Origin of the sequence: Mycobacterium canetti CIPT 140010059 (assembly GCF_000253375.1) — a bacterium.
In the GTDB taxonomy this organism is placed as follows: Bacteria; Actinomycetota; Actinomycetes; order Mycobacteriales; family Mycobacteriaceae; genus Mycobacterium; species Mycobacterium tuberculosis.
On record NC_015848.1, the window covers coordinates 3068489 to 3091741 of the forward strand.

Here is a 23253-nt window from a genome sequence, read left to right on the forward strand (position 1 = left end):
CGAGAATGTTCGCCGACGTAAATCGGCTGGCCACCGCGGGTTGCCGATCGCGTACGGCGCACCGGACACAGCCGAGAGGACCTCTAATGCGGGTGGTTGTGATGGGGTGCGGCCGGGTCGGGGCTTCGGTGGCCGACGGACTGTCCCGGATAGGCCATGAAGTCGCGATCATCGACCGTGACAGCGCCGCCTTCAATCGGCTCAGCCCGCAGTTTGCCGGCGAGCGGGTGTTGGGTCAGGGATTCGACCGAGATGTGCTGCTGCGTGCGGGCATCCAGGGGGCCGACGCATTCGCCGCGGTGTCCTCCGGCGACAACTCCAACATCATCTCGGCGCGGTTGGCCCGGGAAACCTTCGGTGTGCCGCGCGTCGTCGCGCGGATCTATGATGCCAAGCGCGCCGAGGTCTATGAGCGACTCGGCATCCCCACCATTGCCACCGTTCCCTGGACCACCGATCGGCTGCTCAACGCGCTAATGCAGGACACCGAGACCGCCAGGTGGCGCGATCCTACCGGTACCGTCGCGGTCGCCGAGGTCGTCTTACACGAAGACTGGGTGGGCCACCGGGCGACCGATCTTGAGCAGGCCACCGGCGCTCGGATTGCGTTTCTGATCCGATTCGGAACCGGTGTATTGCCGGAACCGAAGACGGTCCTACAGGCCGGCGATAAGGTCTATATCGCTGCGATATCCGGCCGGGCCGCAGAGGCAGCGGCCATCGCAGCCTTGCCACCCAGTGAGGACTTCGAGTCGGGGGCTCGACGATGAAAGTAGCTGTCGCCGGAGCGGGTGCGGTGGGCCGCTCGGTCACCCGCGAACTCGTGGAAAACGGACACGACATCACCCTGATCGAGCGCAACCCCGACCACCTCGACGCCGCCGCCATCCCGGAGGCGCATTGGCGGCTTGGCGATGCCTGCGAACTGAGCCTGCTGGAGTCGATTCACCTCGAAGAGTTCGACGTGGTCGTCGCCGCCACCGGGGACGACAAGGTCAACGTGGTGCTCAGCCTGCTAGCCAAGACCGAATTCGCGGTGCCGCGGGTGGTGGCCCGGGTCAACGATCCCCGCAACGAGTGGCTGTTCAACGACGCCTGGGGGGTCGACGTCGCGGTGTCCACACCCCGCATGCTGGCGTCGCTGATCGAAGAGGCCGTCACGGTCGGCGACTTGGTGCGGCTGATGGAGTTCCGCACGGGTCAGGCCAATCTGGTAGAGATCACCCTGCCCGACAACACGCCGTGGGGCGGCAAACCGGTGCGCAAACTTCAGCTGCCGCGGGATGCCGCGCTGGTGACAATCCTGCGCGGGCCACGAGTCATCGTGCCGGAGGCCGACGAGCCGCTGGAAGGCGGCGACGAGTTGCTCTTCGTCGCAGTCACCGAAGCCGAGGAGGAGCTGAGCAGGCTGCTGCTGCCGTCCATGTAACCGGCGGGCTCTACTCGCGGCCGGCGTCGGCGTCGAATTCAGCTGCACCTCCGACGGCCGCGGCGTCGTGAGAGGCCAAGATGGCGCGCTGGGCTGCCTTGATTGCCGCGTAGGTGGCCAGCGCGGCGAGGGCGGTCAGCGGCCAACCCATCCCGATCCTGGCCACTCCCAGCCAACCCGTCTTATCGGCGTCGTAGAGGTGCCTTTGGACGATGAACCGGGCAGCAAAAACCAGCGTCCAACCCAGGGTGGCGACGTCAAACGCAAAGACAGCGCGGGACACGTCGCGCCAGGCGCGATCGCGCCCGCTGAGCCAGCTCCACAAGTAGCCGACTATCGGCCGCCGGATCAGGATCGACAGTGTGAAGACCACCGCCCACAGCAACGACATCCAGATGCCCAGCAGGAAGTACCCCTTGGACTGTCCCACCAGGTACGCGATCAGCGCGCACACGGCTACCCCGCAGAATCCGGCAACCACCGGCCGCGCAGATTCCCGGCGCAAAAGCCGCCACAGCAGGATCAACCCCGCCATGCTCAGGGCGAACCCAATCGCGGGCAGCAAGCCGGCGGCGCTGGAAGCAACCACAAAAGTCACCACCGGCAATGACGAATAGACCAGGCCGCTCACTCCGCCGGCCTGCGCCAACAGGCGCTGGGCGCTAGTGCGGTTAGCGTTCACGAGACACCGGCAATTCCGACTGCCGGATAGTCACCGCTGAATTTCGTAATGCGGGTTGTAGATAGCCTTCGTCCCATTTTCCAGCTTGCCCAGCCGGCCGCGCACCCGCAGGGTACGGCCCGTGTCGATGCCGGGTATCCGGCGTTGACCCAACCACACCAGCGTGACGGTGTCGCTGCCGTCGAACAATTCGGCGCGAACACCACCCGAGCAACCCTTGCCATTGGTTTCCACGCTACGCAGGGTGCCAACCACCGTGACCTCCTGGCCGCGCTGGCAGTCGATCGCACGCTGTGCGCCGGCATTGAGCACCTCGTCGGATAACTCTTCGACGTCGCGTTGCTCCAGGTCCTCCGTCAACCGACGGGTGAGCCTGCGCAGATAACCCTGGGCCCCCATGGCCTCTCCTGACACGTCACCTACGTTATGGAAGTTTCGTGCAACTGCCGGCGTATTCCACCTATGCCAACGGCCACCGTAGACCTGTTGGTTCCCGGGCGCCACCGTTGGCCTTGGAGCACCCCAAAGTGGCGGGCACTATCAAGGGATGGCTGTCGATTTGGATGGGGTCACAACCGTGTTGTTGCCGGGAACCGGATCGGACAACGACTACGTCCGGCGAGCATTTTCCGCCCCCCTGCGACGCGCCGGGGCGGTGCTGGTGACGCCCGTTCCGCATCCTGGTCGCTTGATCGACGGCTATCGCGCCGCCCTGGACGACGCCGCGCGCGACGGGCCGGTTGTCGTCGGCGGCGTCTCGCTCGGAGCCGCAGTGGCGGCGGCGTGGGCGCTGGAACATCCCGATCGCGCGGTCGCCGTCCTGGCCGCCTTGCCGGCCTGGACCGGGGAACCTGAATTAGCACCTGCCGCGCAGGCAGCGCGGTATACGGCAGCGCGGCTGCGCTGCGACGGTCTGGCGGCGACGACCACACGCATGCGTGCATCTAGCCCCGTCTGGTTGGCCGAGGAGCTGACCCGATCGTGGCGAGTTCAGTGGCCCGAGCTGCCCGATGCTATGGAGGAGGCGGCGGCCTATGTCGCCCCAAGCCGCGCCGAGCTGGCCCGGCTGGTCGCGCCGCTGGCCGTGGCCGCGGCGGTCGATGATCCGATCCACCCGCTGCAGGTCGCTGCCGACTGGGTGTCCGTAGCTCCGCATGCGGCGCTACGGACGGTGACGCTGGACGAGATCGGCGCGGACGCCGCCGCGCTGGGCTCTGCCTGCCTGGCCGCTCTCGCCGAGGTCTCGGGCGCTTGATCGCCTGTTTGTCCGACGGCGGAGTGCGCGTACCGTTTGGGTCGCCGAGCCTGTAATTTTGCAGGCCCCCACTCGCACTTTGCCTGCAGAGTTACAGCCTCAGCGAACAGCGCGCTCGTACTGTTGAGGTCGTCGAGCTAGTCCCGATCGCCCGACTCCTCCTCACGCCGCTACGCGGCGCGCTCGTACTGTTGGGGTCGTCGGGCTAGCCGCCCGTCGTGCTGCGCAACTGCTGCATCGCCGATCCTTGAGCGCCGCGGCGTGCAACCCCCGCGGCGGCTTGGCGTTGCGTGTCGGCCTGTGCCGCCGCAGCCTCCCTTAGTTGCGCCGCCATCGGCTCGGGCAGGTGCACCGGTAACGGCGTCCGTACCGGCAGCGGGGTATCGCCCCGGCGGACCACGGTGTCCGCCAACGCCTCACGGGCCTCCTCGGTCAGCGCATCGACTGTCTCTTGTGGGCCGTTGACGACGCATCGGATCATCCAGCGGTAGCCGTCGACCCCGATGAAGCGCACCACACCGGCGGCGATGCCGATCACTTCGCGACCCCACGGGCCATCCTTGATCGAAACTTTGGCCGAGTCCTTGCGCAGCGAGTCGGCGAGTTCGCCGGCCACCTCACGCCAGAGCCCGCCGGTCTTAGGTGCCGCGTAGGCCGCAATGCTGTAGCGACCGTTGGGTGTGATGACCCACACCGCGCTGGGAACACCGCTCTCGGTCAGCTCGACCTGTACCTGACCCGCGGCCGGCATCGGAATCAGCACCGAGCCCAAGTCCAGCCGGGCCAGCACCGCCACCGAAGGGTCATCGAAGTCGTCGATGTCGAATGGGCCCTGAAGCTCCTCCTGGTCTTCGACGCCTGACGCGGCGGCAGCGCTGGCCACCACGGTGTCCTCCGGTCGGACGTGCTCGTCGGCCGGCTGGACGGGGGCGTGTCCGGCCTTGCGTTTGCCACCGTCTTTGCCTGTGCGTCTACCGAATGCCATGGCGAGCGCCGCTCTCCCCCGTAAGCGGGTGGTACCCCCACCTCATCGCGCCCTCCTTTGCATCGTCGCCGGGGTCACAAACTCGCATGTCCGCCGGAGGAACCGTGGCCACCGTCGCCGCGGGATGTCGAGGCCAGCCCGGCCTCGTCGAACGACGAGACCTCGACCAGCTCGACCAACTCAACCCGTTGCACTAGCAACTGGGCGATTCGGTCACCGCGATGTACCACGATGGGCGCGGCTGGGTCCAAGTTGATCAGGGCCACCTTGATCTCCCCACGATAACCCGCGTCGATGGTGCCCGGACTGTTGACGATCGAAAGCCCCACCCGCGTGGCCAACCCGGAGCGCGGATGGACCAGCCCGACCATGCCGAACGGGACGGCGACCGCAACACCCGTCCGTACCAGGGCGCGGCGCCCAGGTGCCAGCTCGACGTCTTCGGCGCTGTAGAGATCAACGCCGGCGTCGCCGTCGTGAGCGCGGCTGGGCAGCGGGAGCCCGGGGTCGAGGCGGACGATCGCCAGAGTGGTCGACACGGGGCCACAGACTACCCTTGACCGCGTGTCTGGGACGCGCCTCGCGCCGCACAGCGTGCGATACCGCGAGCGATTGTGGGTGCCCTGGTGGTGGTGGCCATTGGCTTTCGCGCTAGCGGCGCTTATCGCGTTTGAAGTAAACCTGGGCGTTGCGGCCCTACCCGACTGGGTACCGTTCGCAACGCTTTTCACAGTCGCAGCCGGGACGCTGCTATGGCTCGGACGTGTCGAAATTCGGGTCACCGCCGGCTCAGCGGATGGAGCCGGAGTGAAGCTATGGGCCGGACCAGCGCATCTGCCGGTAGCCGTGATCGCCCGATCAGCCGAAATCCCGGCCACGGCTAAATCTGCGGCGCTGGGCCGACAACTCGATCCGGCAGCTTACGTCCTGCATCGGGCCTGGGTGGGGCCCATGGTTCTGGTTGTCCTCGACGACCCCGACGATCCCACGCCGTACTGGTTGGTGAGCTGCCGCCACCCGGAGCGGGTGTTGTCGGCGCTGCGCAGCTGACCTATCAGGCGGCGCAGTCGGTGCAGATCATCACGCCGTTCTTCTCGCTGGCCAACCTGCTGCGGTGTTGCACCAAAAAGCAACTCGAGCAGGTGAATTCGTCAGCTTGCTTGGGTACGACGCGCACCGACAGTTCTTCGCCGGACAGGTCGGCGCCAGGCAGTTCGAAGGACTCGGCGGATTCGGATTCGTCCACGTCGACCACGGCCGACGCCGCCTCGTTCCGTCGTGCTTTGAGCTCTTCAAGCGAGTCCTCCGAGACATCATCGGTCTCGGTACGCCGCGGAGCGTCATAGTCGGTAGGCATTCCTATCCCCTCACATGCCTCATAACTTCAAGCAACGCTTTGTACCAGCGTCGAACGCGTCCACCAAACGATTCGTGCCCGTATCGTGGCCTATTCAAGTGTGATTTACATCACATATTCATATTGCACCTTGTACGCGGCCCTAAACGGTGCCTTTTTGGGTGCGAACTACACCCAATGGTCCGCCTCCTCACCGCGCCGTGCCGGCACGCGTCGTCAGCGGATTAAAGTGCACGTGTGGTCGCACAAATCACCGAGGGTACCGCTTTCGACAAGCACGGACGGCCCTTTCGGCGACGCAACCCCCGACCCGCTATCGTCGCGGTGGCCTTCCTCGTGGTGGTGACTTGCGTGATGTGGACTCTTGCACTGACGCGGCCCCCAGATGTCCGCGAGGCCGCAGTCTGCAACCCGCCTCCGCAGCCGGCGGGGTCAGCACCCACCAACCTTGGTGAACAGGTGTCGCGGACGGACATGACCGATGTCGCACCCGCCAAACTGAGCGACACCAAAGTCCACGTCCTCAACGCCAGCGGCCGGGGCGGCCAAGCCGCCGATATCGCTGGCGCACTGCAAGATCTGGGCTTCGCCCAGCCGACCGCCGCCAACGACCCGATCTATGCCGGCACCCGGCTGGACTGCCAAGGCCAGATCCGCTTCGGTACGGCGGGGCAAGCCACCGCTGCCGCACTATGGCTGGTAGCGCCGTGCACCGAGCTGTATCACGACAGCCGCGCCGACGATTCCGTCGACCTTGCGCTCGGCACCGACTTCACCACGCTGGCACACAACGACGACATCGACGCCGTGCTTGCCAACCTGCGCCCCGGCGCCACCGAGCCCTCAGATCCCGCGCTGCTGGCCAAGATCCACGCCAACAGCTGCTGATCGGCCGGCTCAGTCCGGGATCGGCTCTAGGCCGTTGAATCGCTGTAGCGCCGCCAACAGCTCGTCGGCGATTCCGGGCGCGGCAGCCACCACCACCAACCCCGCGCCGCCCGCTCTCGGCGTTGACAACAACACGCGGGCCCCCGCCTCAGCGGCGATCAACGCACCTGCCGCACAGTCCCACACCTGCACCCCGTGCTCGTAGTAGGCGTCCAGCCGACCCGCCGCTACCATGCACAAGTCCAGCGCCGCAGAACCGATCCGACGCACGTCGCGGACCAACGGCACAACATGAGCCAGCAATTCTGCCTGCTTCTCGCGGCACCGCACCGAGTACCCGAAGCCGGTACCCAGCAACGCCATCGACAACTCGTCGACACCGGTGCACCGCAACACATGTCTCCCCCGCTCATCGGTGAGATGTGCGCCGAGGCCCGTCGCCGCCGAATACACCGTGCGAGCGGCGACGTCGGCGACCGCGCCCGCCACCGTGATGCCGCCAACCTGTGCCCCAATCGACACCGCGTACGCCGGGATGCCGTAGACGAAATTCACCGTGCCGTCGATGGGGTCGAGCACCCAAGTGACCCGGTCGGAGGGTGTAGCCGTCACGTCGGCGGGACCACCACCTTCCTCCCCGAGAATCGGGTCACCGGGCCGAAGTTGAGCCAACCGATCACGCAAGAGCCGCTCCGTGTCGGTGTCGACCACGGTCACCGGATCGGTCGGGCTGCTCTTCGCGCGCACCGCGCCGTCGCCGTCGCCCGCCCTGGAGATGCCGAAAACCTCGGCCCGACGACCGCGAACGAAGGCCGCCGCCTCGGCAGCAAGGTTTTCGGCCACAGAGCGCAGCCGCGCGGGTTCGTTGTCAGGTCGTGTCACCGGCCTATCGCATCACAGTCGCCACCCGCATGGTGGCGTGGACTCCAGCGGCCATAACGCCCTCGCAACTGCCGGGCCGCAGTTTAAGGTGAGGGTCATCCACGTCTCGCCGAGGAGATTCGATGACCAGCACCGGCCCCGAGACGTCCGAAACACCGGGTGCCACGACACAGCGTCATGGCTTCGGCATCGACGTCGGCGGCAGCGGCATCAAGGGCGGAATCGTCGACTTGGACACCGGCCAGCTGATCGGCGACCGGATCAAGCTGCTGACCCCGCAACCGGCCACTCCGTTGGCGGTCGCCAAAACCATCGCCGAGGTCGTCAACGGTTTCGGCTGGCGGGGTCCGCTGGGGGTGACCTATCCCGGCGTCGTCACTCACGGCGTCGTCCGGACCGCGGCTAACGTGGACAAGTCCTGGATAGGGACCAACGCACGCGACACTATCGGCGCCGAGCTGGACGGTCAGCAGGTCACCATCCTCAACGACGCTGATGCCGCCGGGCTGGCCGAGACACGCTACGGGGCCGGCAAGAACAACCCTGGCTTAGTGGTACTGCTCACATTCGGAACCGGGATCGGGTCCGCGGTCATCCACAACGGGACGTTGATACCCAACACCGAGTTCGGACATCTTGAGGTCGGCGGCAAGGAAGCGGAGGAAAGGGCCGCCTCCTCGGTAAAGGAAAAGAACGACTGGACCTATCCAAAGTGGGCCAAGCAGGTGACACGCGTGCTCATCGCCATCGAGAACGCGATCTGGCCTGACCTGTTCATCGCCGGCGGCGGCATCAGCCGCAAGGCCGACAAATGGGTGCCGCTACTGGAAAACCGCACCCCAGTAGTGCCCGCGGCCCTGCAGAACACCGCCGGAATTGTCGGTGCGGCCATGGCCTCTGTCGCAGATACGACGCACTGAAACTTGCCCGCTCGGGCTGTACTCGTGCGCAGTAAAGTTACAATGGTCAGCGGCGGCCGCCCGACCGATAGCGCGCGAGTATTCACGCTGATATCAACGCCGACATTCGACATAGCAGACACTTTCGGTTACGCACGCCCAGACCCAACCGGAAGTGAGTAACGACCGAAGGGGTGTATGTGGCAGCGACCAAAGCAAGCACGGCGACCGATGAGCCGGTAAAACGCACCGCCACCAAGTCGCCCGCGGCTTCCGCGTCCGGGGCCAAGACCGGCGCCAAGCGAACAGCGGCGAAGTCCGCTAGTGGCTCCCCACCCGCGAAGCGGGCTACCAAGCCCGCGGCCCGGTCCGTCAAGCCCGCCTCGGCACCCCAGGACACTACGACCAGCACCATCCCGAAAAGGAAGACCCGCGCCGCGGCCAAATCCGCCGCCGCGAAGGCACCGTCGGCCCGCGGCCACGCGACCAAGCCACGGGCGCCCAAGGATGCCCAGCACGAAGCCGCAACGGATCCCGAGGACGCCCTGGACTCCGTCGAGGAGCTCGACGCTGAACCAGACCTCGACGTCGAGCCCGGCGAGGACCTCGACCTTGACGCCGCCGACCTCAACCTCGATGACCTCGAGGACGACGTGGCGCCGGACGCCGACGACGACCTCGACTCGGGCGACGACGAAGACCACGAAGACCTCGAAGCTGAGGCGGCCGTCGCGCCCGGCCAGACCGCCGATGACGACGAGGAGATCGCTGAACCCACCGAAAAGGACAAGGCCTCCGGTGATTTCGTCTGGGATGAAGACGAGTCGGAGGCCCTGCGTCAAGCACGCAAGGACGCCGAACTCACCGCATCCGCCGACTCGGTTCGCGCCTACCTCAAACAGATCGGCAAGGTAGCGCTGCTCAACGCCGAGGAAGAGGTCGAGCTAGCCAAGCGGATCGAGGCTGGCCTGTACGCCACGCAGCTGATGACCGAGCTGAGCGAGCGCGGCGAAAAGCTGCCTGCCGCCCAGCGCCGCGACATGATGTGGATCTGCCGCGACGGCGATCGCGCGAAAAACCATCTGCTGGAAGCCAACCTGCGCCTGGTGGTTTCGCTGGCCAAGCGCTACACCGGCCGGGGCATGGCGTTTCTCGACCTGATCCAGGAAGGCAACCTGGGGCTGATCCGCGCGGTGGAGAAGTTCGACTACACCAAGGGGTACAAGTTCTCCACCTACGCTACGTGGTGGATTCGCCAGGCCATTACCCGCGCCATGGCCGACCAGGCCCGCACCATCCGCATCCCGGTGCACATGGTCGAGGTGATCAACAAGCTGGGCCGCATTCAACGCGAGCTGCTGCAGGACCTGGGCCGCGAGCCCACGCCCGAGGAGTTGGCCAAAGAGATGGACATCACCCCGGAGAAGGTGCTGGAAATCCAGCAATACGCCCGCGAGCCGATCTCGTTGGACCAGACCATCGGCGACGAGGGCGACAGCCAGCTCGGCGATTTCATCGAAGACAGCGAGGCGGTGGTGGCCGTCGACGCGGTGTCCTTCACTTTGCTGCAGGATCAACTGCAGTCGGTGCTGGACACGCTCTCCGAGCGCGAGGCCGGGGTGGTACGGCTGCGTTTCGGCCTCACCGACGGCCAGCCGCGCACCCTTGACGAGATCGGCCAGGTCTACGGCGTGACCCGGGAACGCATCCGCCAGATCGAATCCAAGACTATGTCGAAGTTGCGCCATCCGAGCCGCTCACAGGTCCTGCGCGACTACCTGGACTGAGAGCGCCCGCCGAGGCGACCAACGTAGCGGGCCCCCATGTCAGCTAGCCGCACCATGGTCTCGTCCGGATCGGAGTTCGAATCAGCCGTCGGCTACTCGCGCGCGGTACGCATCGGGCCACTCGTGGTGGTGGCCGGAACGACCGGCAGCGGCGATGATATCGCCGCTCAGACGCGAGACGCCCTGCGCCGCATCGAGATTGCGCTCGGACAGGCCGGCGCAACTCTGGCCGACGTGGTCCGTACCCGCATCTATGTGACCGATATTTCCCGCTGGCGCGAGGTCGGCGAAGTGCATGCACAGGCTTTCGGCAAGATCCGTCCGGTGACGAGCATGGTCGAGGTTACCGCGCTGATTGCGCCCGGCCTGCTGGTAGAGATCGAGGCCGACGCCTACGTAGGGTCGGCGGTTGCAGACCGAAATTCGGGAGCCGGCCCGAAGGACCCGTCACCAGCCGGTGGGTAGGCGGCGGCCCCAATCACAGCGCGCACCGGCAGTGGGCCGTAGAGATGCGGGAAAAGCATCGACCGCGGATCAGTAGGCACGCCCGGCTCCCAACGCACGGGTGAGTCGAGCGCCGCCGGGTCGATGTACAGCAGCACCAGGTCAGCACGGCCACGGTAAAGGCGGTTGGCGGGCAGGTGAACCTGCTCGAGTGTCGACAGGTGGATATACCCCGTCTTGTCGGACTCGGGATAGATCCCACCGCGTTCTCGGGCATGCGACCACTCCTGCACCCCGCATAGGTGCACCAGCACGGCAGGATCGGGCGTCATTCTCACCACCCTGCCCGATTGGCGGGGGCGAAAGTCGTGAGAAATGACACACCCGACAGCGGCCGGGGAACACGGCGAGAACCCCGAACGTCTGAGAAGGTGAAGATACCCGAGAACGGAGAGCCATGAACGCAACTCTGACCAGTCCTGAGCTGACTAGAGCAGACCGCTGCGACCGCTGTGGCGCTGCAGCTCGGGTGCGCGCCAAGCTGCCCTCCGGAGCCGAGCTTCTTTTCTGCCAGCATCACGCCAACGAGCACGAGGCGAAACTGACCGAGATGTCCGCCGTGCTGGAGGTCAGCGGGAGCGAATAGACCGAACTCACCCGTCCACAATGCCGGTAGCGCGCGCAGTTTTCGGTAATGCTGGACTGGTATGAGCGACCAGGTCCCCAAGCCACACCGCCACCACATCTGGCGAATCACCCGTAGGACTTTGTCCAAAAGCTGGGACGACTCGATCTTCTCGGAGTCAGCGCAAGCGGCTTTTTGGTCGGCCTTGTCTTTGCCGCCGCTACTGCTGGGAATGCTGGGCAGTCTGGCCTACGTTGCTCCGCTATTCGGCCCGGACACCTTGCCCGCGATTGAAAAGAGCGCGCTTTCGACGGCCCACAGCTTTTTCTCCCCCAGTGTGGTCAACGAGATCATCGAGCCCACCATCGGCGATATCACCAACAACGCCCGCGGTGAGGTGGCGTCGCTGGGCTTCTTGATCTCGCTGTGGGCAGGATCGTCGGCAATCTCGGCGTTCGTCGATGCAGTGGTGGAAGCGCACGACCAGACACCGCTACGCCACCCGGTCCGGCAACGCTTCTTTGCGCTCTTCCTCTACGTGGTGATGTTGGTGTTCCTAGTAGCGACCGCACCGGTAATGGTGGTGGGTCCACGCAAGGTAAGCGAGCACATCCCGGAGAGCTTGGCCAACCTGCTGCGCTACGGCTACTACCCCGCGCTTATTCTCGGTCTAACCGTCGGGGTCATCCTGCTATACCGGGTGGCACTACCGGTACCCCTGCCGACGCATCGGCTGGTCCTAGGCGCGGTGCTTGCGATAGCGGTCTTCCTGATCGCCACCTTGGGCTTGCGGGTCTACCTCGCGTGGATCACCCGCACTGGCTACACCTACGGAGCGCTGGCCACGCCGATCGCGTTTCTGTTGTTCGCCTTCTTTGGCGGCTTTGCGATCATGCTCGGCGCTGAACTCAACGCCGCCGTCCAGGAGGAATGGCCGGCGCCGGCGACGCATGCCCACCGACTGGGCAATTGGCTAAAGGCCCGCATCGGCGTCGGCACGACGACGTATTCTTCGACAGCCCAGCACAGCGCCGTCGCTGCCGAGCCGCCGAGCTAGTCAGCCCTTCTTGAGGGTGTCGTAAATCCGCTTGCAATCGGGACAGACCGGCGAGCCCGGCTTGGGCGCGCGGGTAACGGGAAACACCTCGCCACACAACGCCACCACGTGGCTACCCATGACCGCGCTCTCAGCGATCTTGTCTTTCTTGACGTAGTGGAAGTATTTCGGTGTGTCGCTGCCGGTCCCGTCGTCGACGCGTTCGTCGGCGTCGGTACGTTCAATCGTCTGGGTCTGCATACCTGACATTGTGCCCTTGGCAGGAAAGCTCTCGAAGCCGGAGTGCACTGCATGTGGGACAGTAGAGTAATGAAGCACGGCTTGAGGCTGGGTTTCAATGGCCAGTTCGACGACTTCGACGACTTCGACGATAAGGGCCGGCCGGTACTGATTACTGCCGCCGCTCCCTCGTATGAGGTGGAGCATCGCACACGGGTGCGTAAGTACCTGACCCTGATGGCATTCCGGGTCCCCGCGCTCATTCTGGCCGCCATCGCCTACGGCGCCTGGCACAACGGACTGATCTCGCTACTGATCGTGGCAGCCTCGGTGCCGTTGCCATGGATGGCCGTTCTGATCGCTAACGACCGACCGCCGCGCCGCGCCGACGAACCCCGCCGCTTCGACGTCGCCCGCCGGCGCATCCCGCTGTTCCCGACCGCCGAACGGCCCGCACTCGAGCCGCGGCGACAGCCGGCAGAGCGGTCAGCCCCGCGGGGGTTCGCCGACCACGGTTAGCCGTCTGTTGGCCGGCGTTCCGGGTTGTCGGCCACTGGCCACACTTCTCAGGACTTTCTCAGGTCTTCGGCAGATTCCTGCACGTCACAGGGCGTCAGATCACTGCTGGGTGGGAACTCAAAGTCCGGCTTTGTCGTTAAACCCCATGACAGTGCAAGCCGATCGGGAGGTCGCTATGGCCGATGCACCCACAAGGGCCACCACAAGCCGGGTTGACAGCGATCTGGATGCTCAAAGCCCCGCGGCGGACCTCGTGCGCGTCTATCTGAACGGCATCGGCAAGACGGCGTTGCTCAACGCCGCCGGTGAAGTCGAACTGGCCAAGCGCATAGAAGCCGGGTTGTATGCCGAGCATCTGCTGGAAACCCGGAAGCGCCTCGGCGAGAACCGAAAACGCGACCTGGCGGCCGTGGTGCGTGATGGCGAGGCGGCGCGCCGCCACCTGCTGGAAGCAAACCTGCGGCTGGTGGTATCGCTGGCCAAGCGCTACACGGGTCGGGGCATGCCGTTGCTGGACCTCATCCAGGAGGGCAACCTGGGTCTGATCCGAGCGATGGAGAAGTTCGACTACACAAAGGGATTCAAGTTCTCAACGTATGCCACGTGGTGGATCCGCCAGGCCATCACCCGCGGAATGGCCGACCAGAGCCGCACCATCCGCCTGCCCGTACACCTGGTTGAGCAGGTCAACAAGCTGGCGCGGATCAAGCGGGAGATGCACCAGCATCTGGGTCGCGAAGCCACCGATGAGGAGCTCGCCGCCGAATCCGGCATTCCAATCGACAAGATCAACGACCTGCTGGAACACAGTCGCGACCCGGTGAGTCTGGATATGCCGGTCGGCTCCGAGGAGGAGGCCCCTTTGGGCGATTTCATCGAGGACGCCGAAGCCATGTCCGCGGAGAACGCGGTCATCGCCGAACTGTTACACACCGACATCCGCAGCGTGCTGGCCACTCTCGACGAGCGTGAGCACCAGGTGATCCGGCTGCGCTTCGGCCTGGATGACGGCCAACCACGCACCCTGGATCAAATCGGCAAACTATTCGGGCTGTCCCGTGAGCGGGTTCGTCAGATCGAGCGCGACGTGATGAGTAAGCTGCGGCACGGTGAGCGGGCGGATCGGCTGCGGTCGTACGCCAGCTGAAGCTGGACATCCTGAGCCAGGTAGCAGACGGTATGCCCGCCGCGCCAGCGGCGGGCATACCGCTGCGGTGGGGCGGCGGGCAACCATTTTCGCAGCTGGCCAAGTAGACTCAGCTGCAATGGAGGGTGCTGAATGAACGAGTTGGTTGATACCACCGAGATGTACCTGCGGACCATCTACGACCTCGAGGAAGAGGGCGTGACGCCACTGCGTGCCCGGATCGCCGAGCGGCTCGACCAGAGCGGGCCGACGGTCAGCCAGACCGTGTCCCGGATGGAGCGCGATGGGCTACTTCGGGTGGCTGGCGATCGCCACCTGGAGCTCACCGAAAAGGGCCGCGCGCTGGCCATCGCCGTGATGCGCAAGCACCGCCTCGCCGAACGGCTCCTCGTCGATGTCATCGGGTTGCCGTGGGAAGAAGTTCACGCCGAGGCATGCCGGTGGGAGCACGTGATGAGCGAGGACGTCGAGCGACGGCTGGTCAAGGTGCTCAACAACCCGACCACGTCCCCGTTCGGCAACCCGATCCCGGGCCTGGTGGAACTTGGCGTGGGCCCGGAACCGGGCGCCGACGACGCCAACCTGGTCCGGTTGACCGAGTTGCCGGCCGGCTCGCCGGTCGCAGTCGTCGTCCGCCAGCTTACCGAGCACGTTCAGGGCGACATCGACCTGATCACGCGGCTAAAAGACGCCGGCGTGGTGCCCAACGCACGAGTAACCGTCGAAACCACCCCAGGCGGCGGCGTGACCATCGTCATCCCGGGCCATGAGAACGTCACCCTGCCACACGAGATGGCCCACGCGGTCAAGGTCGAGAAAGTCTGAGCTAACCCGCACCTACCCTGCGCGTTGACCGAACGCACGTCGGGGCGGCAGTCGTATTCCGAGTTGTTCAGCCCGTTGGTAGCCGGTGACCGCGATGTCACGGATGTGCTCAGGTCGCAGACCAGACTGCAGTGCCGTGTCCAGCATGCCCGCCATCCGATGGCCCGGCTCACAGCACAGCGCAGCCTGCAGCGAAACACCGGCCAGCGGCCCGTCACCGCGGGCATAGGCGCTGAACGCGAGCAACACCAGGGCCTCTACCCGCCACGGTTCGGGCAGCACCCGCGCCAGTAACGCCCACAATGACTCGGCCGCACCAGCATTCTCGCCGACGGCAAGGGCATACAGCGTGTCGCGGACCCGCGCGTCGCCCAGTGCGCAACCCAGCCGCGCCAGCTCCGTGTCGGACAAGGACTGACCGTCTGCGACCCGGGCCGCGGCGGCCAGCGCATTTTCCACATCCTGGCGGCTGCAGCCGACCGAATCAGCACGGTGTGCGATCTCTCGGTCAGCCGCTTGGTGTCCTAGCGCAACGGCAAGCTCGGCGGAGCGCACAGGGTCGTCCACGGCGATGACGGCCTGCAGGTCGGAGCGCCGCGGGTAGAGCTGCCTGCCGTCCAGCACCGCCGCCATCGCCAACGGCGACGCCGACGGATCGTCGATAACGCCGCTGCAGCCGCAGCCGTCCACACAATGCCAGCGCCCGCCAGCGGCTACCCGGTCTACCACGTGCGCTGCCCATAGCACGATGTCGCGCTGTGACAACGCCGCCGCGAGCGCCGCGCACAGCTGCCGGTACTCCTCATTGCATCGCGGACACTGGGCTCCGTTCGCGTCAACGATCACCGCGATCGCGGCCGCCGGGTTCGCCGCGGCGACAAGTTCTGCGAGATGGCCAACCCGATCGGCGAGTTCATCACAGAGGTCGGCGCGCATCACCGACCCTAGTTCCCCCGCTGCCAACGACACCAGAACCAGCGATTTTTCCGGCACGAAGCCGAGGATGGCCGGTAGCGCGGCGATCAGTGTTGCAGGGCGGTTGAGTTCAAATTGTCCTCGATACTTCGTCATGAATGCCACGCTGACTACCGGCACCGTCAGCCGGTGCCCACGTCACGCGATCGAGCTGCCTTCCTGTGGACGAAGGCGTAACTGTGCGTTCTACTGTCATTTCATGGGGTCGATGCGTGAATACGACATCGTGGTGATCGGGTCAGGCCCGGGCGGACAGAAAGCCGCCATCGCCTCGGCGAAGCTGGGCAAGTCCGTGGCCATCGTCGAACGCGGCCGAATGCTCGGCGGCGTCTGCGTCAACACAGGCACGATCCCATCCAAAACGTTGCGTGAGGCTGTGCTCTACCTCACCGGCATGAACCAACGCGAGCTGTACGGCGCAAGCTACCGCGTGAAGGACCGGATCACCCCGGCCGACCTGTTGGCGCGGACCCAGCACGTGATCGGCAAGGAAGTCGACGTGGTGCGCAACCAGCTGATGCGTAACCGCGTCGATCTGATCGTGGGCCATGGCCGGTTCATCGACCCGCACACCATCCTCGTGGAGGACCAGGCCCGCAGGGAAAAGACCACCGTCACCGGCGACTACATCATCATCGCCACTGGCACCAGGCCGGCACGGCCATCCGGAGTCGAATTTGACGAAGAACGGGTGCTCGACTCCGACGGGATCCTCGATCTCAAATCGCTGCCATCCTCGATGGTCGTGGTCGGTGCCGGCGTGATCGGCATCGAATACGCCTCCATGTTCGCTGCGTTGGGCACCAAAGTCACCGTCGTGGAGAAGCGGGACAACATGCTGGACTTCTGCGACCCCGAGGTCGTCGAGGCGCTGAAATTCCACCTGCGCGACCTGGCGGTGACATTCCGGTTCGGCGAGGAAGTGACCGCGGTCGATGTCGGCTCTGCGGGCACCGTGACCACCCTGGCCAGCGGCAAACAGATTCCAGCCGAGACCGTAATGTACTCGGCGGGACGTCAGGGACAAACCGACCACCTCGACCTGCACAACGCCGGACTCGAGGTGCAGGGCCGCGGGCGGATCTTCGTAGACGACCGTTTCCAGACCAAGGTAGACCACATCTACGCCGTCGGCGACGTCATTGGCTTCCCCGCCTTGGCCGCGACGTCGATGGAGCAGGGGCGGCTGGCCGCCTACCACGCCTTCGGCGAACCAACCGACGGAATCACCGAACTTCAGCCGATCGGTATTTATTCGATTCCCGAGGTGTCCTACGTCGGCGCCACCGAGGTGGAACTGACCAAGAGCTCCATCCCATACGAGGTGGGAGTGGCCCGCTACCGGGAGCTGGCCCGCGGCCAAATCGCCGGCGACTCCTACGGCATGCTCAAGCTGCTGGTTTCCACTGAGGATCTCAAGCTGCTCGGCGTGCATATCTTCGGCACCAGCGCCACCGAGATGGTGCACATCGGGCAGGCCGTGATGGGATGCGGGGGCAGCGTCGAGTACCTGGTCGACGCGGTGTTCAACTACCCGACCTTCTCGGAGGCCTACAAGAACGCCGCACTGGACGTGATGAACAAGATGCGCGCACTCAACCAGTTCCGCCGCTGAGGGTGCCGAGCGGATGTGAATCCGTCTCGGCGCCCAAGTAGGCTTGCCAGCAAATTCGCCGCCGCCCACGAACGGTCGGCGTCGAACGTGGCCCCGCGCTTTTGGCGTTGTGCAGCACAGCGGCAGCCAGGGTTGGCTGTTCAATCATTGCTGTCCGCTGATTTGAGGGACACTGGTTACGGCACCTCGGCGACAACCCCGAGAGGAGGCAACACCCATGGCTCGCGATCAAGGCGCAGACGAAGCGCGAGAATATGAGCCGGGGCAACCCGGCATGTACGAGCTTGAGTTCCCGGCGCCTCAGCTGTCGTCGTCCGACGGCCGTGGTCCGGTGTTGGTGCACGCTTTGGAAGGTTTCTCCGACGCCGGCCATGCGATCCGGCTGGCCGCCGCCCACCTCAAGGCGGCCCTGGACACAGAGCTGGTCGCGTCCTTCGCGATCGATGAACTACTGGACTACCGCTCGCGGCGGCCATTAATGACTTTCAAGACCGATCATTTCACCCACTCCGATGATCCTGAGCTAAGCCTGTATGCGCTGCGTGACAGCATCGGCACCCCATTTCTGCTGCTGGCGGGTTTGGAGCCGGACCTGAAGTGGGAGCGGTTCATCACCGCCGTCCGATTGCTGGCCGAGCGCCTGGGTGTACGGCAGACCATCGGCCTGGGCACCGTCCCGATGGCCGTTCCGCACACACGACCGATCACGATGACCGCTCATTCCAACAACCGGGAGCTGATCTCCGATTTTCAACCGTGGATCTCCGAAATCCAGGTCCCGGGTAGCGCTTCCAACCTACTGGAATACCGGATGGCCCAGCACGGTCATGAGGTCGTCGGGTTCACCGTGCACGTCCCGCACTATCTCACGCAGACCGACTATCCCGCGGCCGCCCAAGCGCTGCTCGAACAAGTGGCCAAGACCGGTTCTCTGCAGCTGCCGCTGGCCGCGCTAGCCGAAGCAGCCGCAGAGGTCCAGGCCAAGATCGACGAGCAGGTCCAGGCAAGCGCCGAAGTGGCTCAAGTGGTGGCGGCCCTTGAGCGCCAGTACGATGCCTTCATCGACGCTCAGGAGAACAGGTCGTTGCTAACGCGCGACGAAGATCTGCCGAGCGGCGACGAGCTCGGTGCCGAGTTTGAGCGGTTCCTGGCTCAGCAGGCCGAGAAGAAGTCCGACGACGACCCGACCTAACGCCGCGAAAGCGGCCCACAAAACGGCCCCAGTCGGCCCGACAACAAGATTGGCGAGGATGACCGAGCGGAAGCGAAATCTTCGGCCAGTGCGCGACGTGGCACCGCCTACGCTGCAGTTCCGCACCGTCCACGGTTATCGGCGGGCATTCCGGATCGCCGGTTCCGGGCCGGCGATTCTGCTTATCCACGGGATAGGTGACAATTCCACCACCTGGAATGGGGTGCACGCCAAGCTCGCCCAACGGTTCACCGTCATCGCTCCGGATCTACTGGGCCACGGGCAATCCGACAAGCCGCGTGCCGACTATTCGGTTGCGGCTTACGCCAACGGCATGCGGGACCTCCTCAGCGTGCTCGACATCGAGCGGGTGACCATCGTGGGCCATTCGCTCGGCGGCGGGGTAGCAATGCAATTCGCCTACCAGTTCCCTCAGCTAGTCGACCGACTGATCCTGGTCAGCGCGGGCGGTGTCACCAAGGACGTCAACATCGTCTTCCGGTTGGCCTCGTTGCCCATGGGCAGCGAGGCTATGGCCTTGCTACGGTTGCCGCTGGTGCTGCCGGCAGTGCAAATCGCCGGGCGGATCGTGGGTAAGGCCATCGGTACCACCAGCTTGGGGCACGACCTGCCCAATGTGCTGCGCATTTTGGACGACCTGCCAGAGCCGACGGCTTCTGCGGCGTTCGGCCGCACCCTGCGGGCAGTGGTGGACTGGCGGGGGCAGATGGTCACCATGCTGGACCGATGCTATTTGACCGAAGCCATCCCGGTACAGATCATCTGGGGCACAAAGGATGTCGTGCTGCCAGTCCGTCACGCTCACATGGCGCATGCCGCCATGCCGGGCTCGCAATTGGAGATTTTCGAGGGCTCGGGACATTTCCCGTTTCACGACGACCCTGCGCGCTTCATCGACATCGTCGAACGCTTCATGGACACCACTGAGCCCGCCGAATACGACCAGGCCGCGCTGCGCGCGTTGCTTCGCCGGGGTGGCGGCGAAGCAACCGTCACCGGCTCGGCAGACACCCGTGTTGCAGTACTGAACGCCATCGGGTCCAACGAACGCAGCGCTACCTGATCACCACCGGGTCTGTTAGGGCTCTTCCCCAGGTCGTACAGTCGGGCCATGGCCATTGAGGTTTCGGTGTTGCGGGTTTTCACCGATTCAGACGGGAATTTCGGTAATCCGCTGGGGGTGATCAACGCCAGCAAGGTCGAACACCGCGACAGGCAGCAGCTGGCAGCCCAATCGGGCTACAGCGAAACCATATTCGTCGATCTTCCCAGCCCCGGCTCAACCACCGCACACGCCACCATCCATACTCCCCGCACCGAAATTCCGTTCGCCGGACACCCGACCGTGGGAGCGTCCTGGTGGCTGCGCGAGAGGGGGACGCCAATTAACACGCTGCAGGTGCCGGCCGGCATCGTCCAGGTGAGCTACCACGGTGATCTCACCGCCATCAGCGCCCGCTCGGAATGGGCACCCGAGTTCGCCATCCACGACCTGGATTCACTTGATGCGCTTGCCGCCGCCGACCCCGCCGACTTTCCGGACGACATCGCGCACTACCTCTGGACCTGGACCGACCGCTCCGCTGGCTCGCTGCGCGCCCGCATGTTTGCCGCCAACTTGGGCGTCACCGAAGACGAAGCGACCGGTGCCGCGGCCATCCGGATTACCGATTACCTCAGCCGCGACCTCACCATCACCCAGGGCAAAGGATCGTTGATCCACACCACCTGGAGTCCCGAGGGCTGGGTTCGGGTAGCCGGCCGAGTTGTCAGCGACGGTGTGGCACAACTCGACTGACGTAGAGCTCAGCGCTGCCGATGCAACACGGCGGCAAGGTGATCCTGCAGGGGTTGCCCGACCGCGCGCATCTGCAACGAGTACGAAAGCTCGTCGCCGTCGATGCGGTAGGAACGGTCAAGGGCGGTCACCTCTTTTGCGGTCGGGGCCAATCCGATCGACCCATCCGCGCGTGTGGACAATTCGAGTTCGATGACGTCACCGGTCACCGAATAGGTTCCAACCTCAATTTCGGTGATGCCGCTTGGATGGGCGAGAACGAGTTCAACGCAGCCCGGTCGGCAAACGCGGAGATACCCCGTCTCGGAATGCAGCGGCTTCCCGTCAGCTACCGCCCTGGTCTGCTGTGTGTACGTCAGAAACGGTTTACCCACATGGGCGAATACGACTTCCTCGAGGTATTCGAACGGCCGGATGGTGGGGTACTTGCCCGCACCGCGACCCGCCCAACTCCCCAGGAGGGGTGACAGCGCCTGCAGGGCAGGGGCCAGATCTCGGGTCATCGCCCGCTTGCGGGGGACAGGCATGCGGGAAGCCTAGCGCCGCGAGATCGGTCAGCTGTGGGCTGATAGGTTGCGGTGCGCGCGAAGCGCCTCAATCTCGCGCGCGAAATCGTCCGCGGAAGAAAACGACCGGTAGACCGACGCGAACCGTAGGTAGGCCACCTCGTCAAGCTCGCGCAACGGGCCCAGGATAGCCAGGCCGACATCGTGACTCGGAATCTCCGGCGACCCCGCGGCACGCACCGAATCCTCGACTTGCTGAGCCAGCAGGTTCAACGCATCGTCGTCGACCTGGCGTCCCTGGCACGCCCGGCGCACACCGCTGATCACCTTTTCCCTGCTGAAGGGTTCGGTAACGCCACTGCGCTTGACTACGGCCAGCACCGCGGTCTCTACGGTGGTGAATCGTCGTCCACATTCGGGGCACGACCTCCGGCGCCGGATCGCCTGGCCTTCATCGGTTTCCCGGGAATCGATCACCCGCGAATCGGGATGCCGGCAGAACGGGCAATGCATGGCCGCTCCTTTGCCGTCTTGACATCCGGGTATCACAGACGACTCCGAGCGTACCTGTGTGCTCCCGCGGGTAGCCACTGCAGTCACGACTGATGCGCATATTGCGTCGCGGTCACCCAGTAACGTTGACACAGAACGGTTTTCGCGGACACCGGGATGGCCTCAGCCAACCGGCGCGATCAGCGTCTGACCCACGGCCAATGCCGGTGTCTGCAGGCCGTTGAGTTCACGGATGCGGTCGGCAACCTGGCGGGTCGGAGCGTTCGGCGCCACCCGGACCGCCACGTCATGCAGGGACTCCCCCGTTTCCACCCGTACCACGGCAAGCCTGTCGGGCACCCGACCGGTCGAATCGGCCGACCCGTCGGCCGAACCGCCGGTGATCATCTGCCCGAACTGCGCCACCAAACCAAGCCAGAGAGTAATCGCCGCGGCAAGCAGAGCCAGCCCCACCGTCGTGGCCGGCGGGACGGGCCTGCTGCCATGCCCAGTCCTCGACATCCCGACCCCGGTGCGGTGGTAGCGCAGCGGCGCACCCCCCGGCCTCGATCGGCCGGGCCTGCGCGATTGCGCCGGCTCAGCGCGGCGCCAGCGAGGTCCATCGAGCGGGCCCCGCAGATTGAGCGGATCGGGGGTATGCGGTGGCCGGACCGGTGTCATGTTCGCTCCTCCAACTCAGACGGTAATCGCTCGCGTGTTCGACACTGTAGTCACTCATGTGTTCGATATCCGAACATTTGATCGAAGCGTGTCGCACGCGCAAAACGGTAGACCACACCACCGACACGTTTCGGTTGGAGCCGGACTTCCGGCGCGAATGCCCAGCCCCTCCTCGTGCCCTCCCGCGACCGGAACACGCCTGTCGAACACATGTTTGATTCTTGGTGCGAATGCGACTACATTCATTGCCATGAACGACAGCAACGACACCTCGGTTGCCGGCGGAGCCGCTGGCGCGGACAGCCGGGTGCTGTCCGCAGATTCGGCGCTGACCGAGCGGCAACGCACTATTCTCGACGTCATCCGCGCGTCGGTCACTAGCCGCGGATATCCGCCGAGCATCCGGGAAATCGGCGACGCCGTTGGTCTGACGTCGACGTCTTCGGTGGCGCACCAGCTGCGCACCCTGGAGCGCAAGGGCTACCTACGCCGTGACCCGAACCGCCCCCGCGCCGTCAATGTGCGCGGTGCCGACGACGCCGCCCTACCGCCGGTGACCGAAGTGGCCGGCTCGGACGCCTTACCGGAACCCACCTTTGTCCCTGTCCTGGGACGTATCGCGGCCGGCGGCCCGATCCTTGCCGAGGAAGCCGTTGAAGACGTCTTCCCGCTGCCGCGTGAGCTGGTTGGCGAAGGCACCCTGTTCCTGCTCAAGGTGATCGGTGACTCGATGGTCGAAGCCGCGATCTGCGACGGTGACTGGGTGGTGGTGCGACAGCAGAACGTCGCCGACAACGGCGACATCGTTGCGGCCATGATCGACGGTGAGGCCACCGTCAAGACGTTCAAACGCGCCGGCGGTCAGGTGTGGTTGATGCCGCACAACCCGGCCTTCGATCCCATCCCGGGCAACGACGCGACGGTGCTGGGCAAGGTCGTCACGGTGATCCGCAAGGTCTGATGCTGATCCGCG

Annotated in this window: 31 protein-coding genes; 18 read left to right on the top strand and 13 right to left on the bottom strand. The window is 65.3% G+C overall.

From position 1 onward, the window contains the following. The first annotated feature begins 86 nt into the window (after positions 1-86). Positions 87-770, top strand: a complete 684-nt coding sequence (locus MCAN_RS14275) for a potassium channel family protein (RefSeq protein ID WP_014001388.1) — start codon at positions 87-89, stop codon at positions 768-770. Beyond that, a complete protein-coding gene (locus MCAN_RS14280) occupies positions 767-1429 on the top strand; it encodes a potassium channel family protein (protein ID WP_003413921.1) in 663 nt (220 codons plus the stop codon). Before MCAN_RS14275 ends, MCAN_RS14280 begins: the two co-directional genes overlap by 4 nt. A gap of 10 nt (positions 1430-1439) precedes the next feature. On the opposite strand, the gene MCAN_RS14285 is transcribed toward MCAN_RS14280, so the two are convergent. Together MCAN_RS14285 and MCAN_RS14290 are read right to left on the bottom strand one after the other, a co-directional pair. Then, positions 1440-2111 (bottom strand): DUF3159 domain-containing protein, encoded by a 672-nt coding sequence (locus MCAN_RS14285; RefSeq protein WP_003413925.1) that lies wholly within the window; start codon positions 2109-2111, stop codon positions 1440-1442. Positions 2112-2141: 30 nt separating this feature from the next. Next, positions 2142-2510: an OB-fold nucleic acid binding domain-containing protein gene (locus tag MCAN_RS14290; protein ID WP_003901453.1), complete on the bottom strand. Its 369-nt coding sequence runs from the start codon at positions 2508-2510 to the stop codon at positions 2142-2144. Between the two features lie 148 nt (positions 2511-2658). Between MCAN_RS14290 and MCAN_RS14295 the strand changes: the two genes are divergently transcribed. After that, complete coding sequence (locus MCAN_RS14295; protein ID WP_003413927.1) at positions 2659-3366, top strand: alpha/beta fold hydrolase; 708 nt, start codon at positions 2659-2661, stop codon at positions 3364-3366. Between the two features lie 205 nt (positions 3367-3571). On the opposite strand, the gene MCAN_RS14300 is transcribed toward MCAN_RS14295, so the two are convergent. Both MCAN_RS14300 and dut read right to left on the bottom strand, forming a co-directional pair. After that, entirely contained in the window at positions 3572-4351 is a 780-nt protein-coding gene (locus MCAN_RS14300; protein ID WP_003413928.1) for a DUF3710 domain-containing protein, read from the bottom strand. Between the two features lie 74 nt (positions 4352-4425). After that, on the bottom strand, positions 4426-4890 hold the full coding sequence (gene dut / locus MCAN_RS14305) for a dUTP diphosphatase (RefSeq protein ID WP_003413930.1): 465 nt from the start codon (positions 4888-4890) through the stop codon (positions 4426-4428). Positions 4891-4915: 25 nt separating this feature from the next. On the opposite strand from dut, the gene MCAN_RS14310 reads away from it, so the two are divergent. After that, entirely contained in the window at positions 4916-5401 is a 486-nt protein-coding gene (locus MCAN_RS14310; protein ID WP_014001389.1) for a DUF3093 domain-containing protein, read from the top strand. A 4-nt stretch (positions 5402-5405) separates the two neighbouring features. Here the strand turns inward: MCAN_RS14310 and MCAN_RS14315 are convergent, their stop codons facing one another. Continuing rightward, complete coding sequence (locus MCAN_RS14315) at positions 5406-5708, bottom strand: DUF4193 domain-containing protein (protein WP_003899437.1); 303 nt, start codon at positions 5706-5708, stop codon at positions 5406-5408. A 237-nt stretch (positions 5709-5945) separates the two neighbouring features. Here MCAN_RS14315 and cei point away from each other — a divergent pair, with 237 nt between their 5' ends. Next, positions 5946-6596, top strand: coding sequence for an envelope integrity protein Cei (cei, locus tag MCAN_RS14320; RefSeq protein WP_014001390.1), 651 nt, complete (start codon positions 5946-5948; stop codon positions 6594-6596). Between the two features lie 9 nt (positions 6597-6605). Here the strand turns inward: cei and suhB are convergent, their stop codons facing one another. Then, positions 6606-7478, bottom strand: coding sequence for an inositol-1-monophosphatase SuhB (suhB, locus tag MCAN_RS14325; RefSeq protein WP_003413939.1), 873 nt, complete (start codon positions 7476-7478; stop codon positions 6606-6608). A gap of 122 nt (positions 7479-7600) precedes the next feature. Between suhB and ppgK the strand changes: the two genes are divergently transcribed. From ppgK to MCAN_RS14340, 3 genes are all read left to right on the top strand, one after another. Then, on the top strand, positions 7601-8398 hold the full coding sequence (gene ppgK / locus MCAN_RS14330) for a polyphosphate--glucose phosphotransferase (RefSeq protein ID WP_014001391.1): 798 nt from the start codon (positions 7601-7603) through the stop codon (positions 8396-8398). 179 nt (positions 8399-8577) lie between these two features. After that, the gene (locus MCAN_RS14335; protein ID WP_003413944.1) at positions 8578-10164 is read left to right on the top strand and encodes an RNA polymerase sigma factor; all 1587 of its coding nucleotides are present in this window, start codon (positions 8578-8580) and stop codon (positions 10162-10164) included. A 36-nt stretch (positions 10165-10200) separates the two neighbouring features. Beyond that, on the top strand, positions 10201-10629 hold the full coding sequence (locus tag MCAN_RS14340; RefSeq protein ID WP_003899440.1) for a RidA family protein: 429 nt from the start codon (positions 10201-10203) through the stop codon (positions 10627-10629). Here the strand turns inward: MCAN_RS14340 and MCAN_RS14345 are convergent. Both MCAN_RS14345 and MCAN_RS21740 read right to left on the bottom strand, forming a co-directional pair. After that, complete coding sequence (locus tag MCAN_RS14345; RefSeq protein WP_014001392.1) at positions 10557-10946, bottom strand: DUF952 domain-containing protein; 390 nt, start codon at positions 10944-10946, stop codon at positions 10557-10559. The genes MCAN_RS14340 and MCAN_RS14345 overlap by 73 nt on opposite strands. Beyond that, positions 10943-11185, bottom strand: a complete 243-nt coding sequence (locus tag MCAN_RS21740; RefSeq protein ID WP_049955294.1) for a hypothetical protein — start codon at positions 11183-11185, stop codon at positions 10943-10945. The genes MCAN_RS14345 and MCAN_RS21740 overlap by 4 nt, the downstream gene beginning before the upstream one ends. Between MCAN_RS21740 and MCAN_RS24295 the strand changes: the two genes are divergently transcribed. Further along, positions 11138-11254, top strand: a complete 117-nt coding sequence (locus tag MCAN_RS24295; protein WP_015456423.1) for a DUF7455 domain-containing protein — start codon at positions 11138-11140, stop codon at positions 11252-11254. The two genes, MCAN_RS21740 and MCAN_RS24295, sit on opposite strands and share 48 nt — an antisense overlap. 61 nt (positions 11255-11315) lie before the next feature. Continuing rightward, a complete protein-coding gene (locus MCAN_RS14355) occupies positions 11316-12290 on the top strand; it encodes a YihY/virulence factor BrkB family protein (RefSeq protein WP_003413953.1) in 975 nt (324 codons plus the stop codon). Here MCAN_RS14355 and MCAN_RS14360 read toward each other — a convergent pair whose 3' ends face one another. Beyond that, complete coding sequence (locus tag MCAN_RS14360) at positions 12291-12530, bottom strand: DUF3039 domain-containing protein (RefSeq protein WP_003413954.1); 240 nt, start codon at positions 12528-12530, stop codon at positions 12291-12293. A gap of 51 nt (positions 12531-12581) precedes the next feature. Here MCAN_RS14360 and MCAN_RS14365 point away from each other — a divergent pair, with 51 nt between their 5' ends. The 3 genes from MCAN_RS14365 to ideR all read left to right on the top strand — a co-directional run bounded on the left by MCAN_RS14365 (position 12582) and on the right by ideR (position 15000). Continuing rightward, positions 12582-13028 (top strand): DUF3099 domain-containing protein, encoded by a 447-nt coding sequence (locus MCAN_RS14365; RefSeq protein ID WP_003899442.1) that lies wholly within the window; start codon positions 12582-12584, stop codon positions 13026-13028. Positions 13029-13203: 175 nt separating this feature from the next. Further along, complete coding sequence (gene sigB / locus MCAN_RS14370) at positions 13204-14175, top strand: sigma-70 family RNA polymerase sigma factor SigB (protein WP_003413958.1); 972 nt, start codon at positions 13204-13206, stop codon at positions 14173-14175. Positions 14176-14307: 132 nt separating this feature from the next. Next, the gene (gene ideR / locus MCAN_RS14375) at positions 14308-15000 is read left to right on the top strand and encodes an iron-dependent transcriptional regulator IdeR (protein ID WP_003413962.1); all 693 of its coding nucleotides are present in this window, start codon (positions 14308-14310) and stop codon (positions 14998-15000) included. A 12-nt stretch (positions 15001-15012) separates the two neighbouring features. Here the strand turns inward: ideR and MCAN_RS14380 are convergent, their stop codons facing one another. Continuing rightward, positions 15013-16071, bottom strand: a complete 1059-nt coding sequence (locus tag MCAN_RS14380; protein ID WP_014001393.1) for a DUF4192 domain-containing protein — start codon at positions 16069-16071, stop codon at positions 15013-15015. 112 nt (positions 16072-16183) lie between these two features. Between MCAN_RS14380 and sthA the strand changes: the two genes are divergently transcribed. The 4 genes from sthA (at position 16184) to MCAN_RS14400 (ending at position 20601) form a co-directional block, all read left to right on the top strand. Next, a complete protein-coding gene (gene sthA / locus MCAN_RS14385) occupies positions 16184-17590 on the top strand; it encodes a Si-specific NAD(P)(+) transhydrogenase (protein ID WP_003900556.1) in 1407 nt (468 codons plus the stop codon). A gap of 217 nt (positions 17591-17807) precedes the next feature. Continuing rightward, positions 17808-18782 carry a proteasome assembly chaperone family protein gene (locus tag MCAN_RS14390; RefSeq protein WP_003413968.1) on the top strand — a complete coding sequence of 325 codons (975 nt, stop codon included), beginning with the start codon at positions 17808-17810 and terminating at the stop codon, positions 18780-18782. A 58-nt stretch (positions 18783-18840) separates the two neighbouring features. Beyond that, a complete protein-coding gene (locus MCAN_RS14395) occupies positions 18841-19866 on the top strand; it encodes an alpha/beta fold hydrolase (protein WP_003900558.1) in 1026 nt (341 codons plus the stop codon). Between the two features lie 48 nt (positions 19867-19914). Then, entirely contained in the window at positions 19915-20601 is a 687-nt protein-coding gene (locus MCAN_RS14400) for a PhzF family phenazine biosynthesis protein (protein ID WP_003413971.1), read from the top strand. Positions 20602-20609: 8 nt separating this feature from the next. Here MCAN_RS14400 and MCAN_RS14405 read toward each other — a convergent pair whose 3' ends face one another. The 3 genes from MCAN_RS14405 to chiZ form a co-directional block, all read right to left on the bottom strand. Beyond that, a complete protein-coding gene (locus MCAN_RS14405) occupies positions 20610-21104 on the bottom strand; it encodes a peroxynitrite isomerase (RefSeq protein WP_003900559.1) in 495 nt (164 codons plus the stop codon). A 51-nt stretch (positions 21105-21155) separates the two neighbouring features. Beyond that, positions 21156-21620, bottom strand: a complete 465-nt coding sequence (gene nrdR / locus MCAN_RS14410; RefSeq protein ID WP_003413973.1) for a transcriptional regulator NrdR — start codon at positions 21618-21620, stop codon at positions 21156-21158. A gap of 162 nt (positions 21621-21782) precedes the next feature. Further along, positions 21783-22280: a cell wall hydrolase ChiZ gene (chiZ, locus tag MCAN_RS14415; protein WP_003413974.1), complete on the bottom strand. Its 498-nt coding sequence runs from the start codon at positions 22278-22280 to the stop codon at positions 21783-21785. A 250-nt stretch (positions 22281-22530) separates the two neighbouring features. Between chiZ and lexA the strand changes: the two genes are divergently transcribed. Beyond that, on the top strand, positions 22531-23241 hold the full coding sequence (lexA, locus tag MCAN_RS14420; protein WP_003899448.1) for a transcriptional repressor LexA: 711 nt from the start codon (positions 22531-22533) through the stop codon (positions 23239-23241). The last annotated feature ends 12 nt before the right edge of the window (positions 23242-23253 follow it).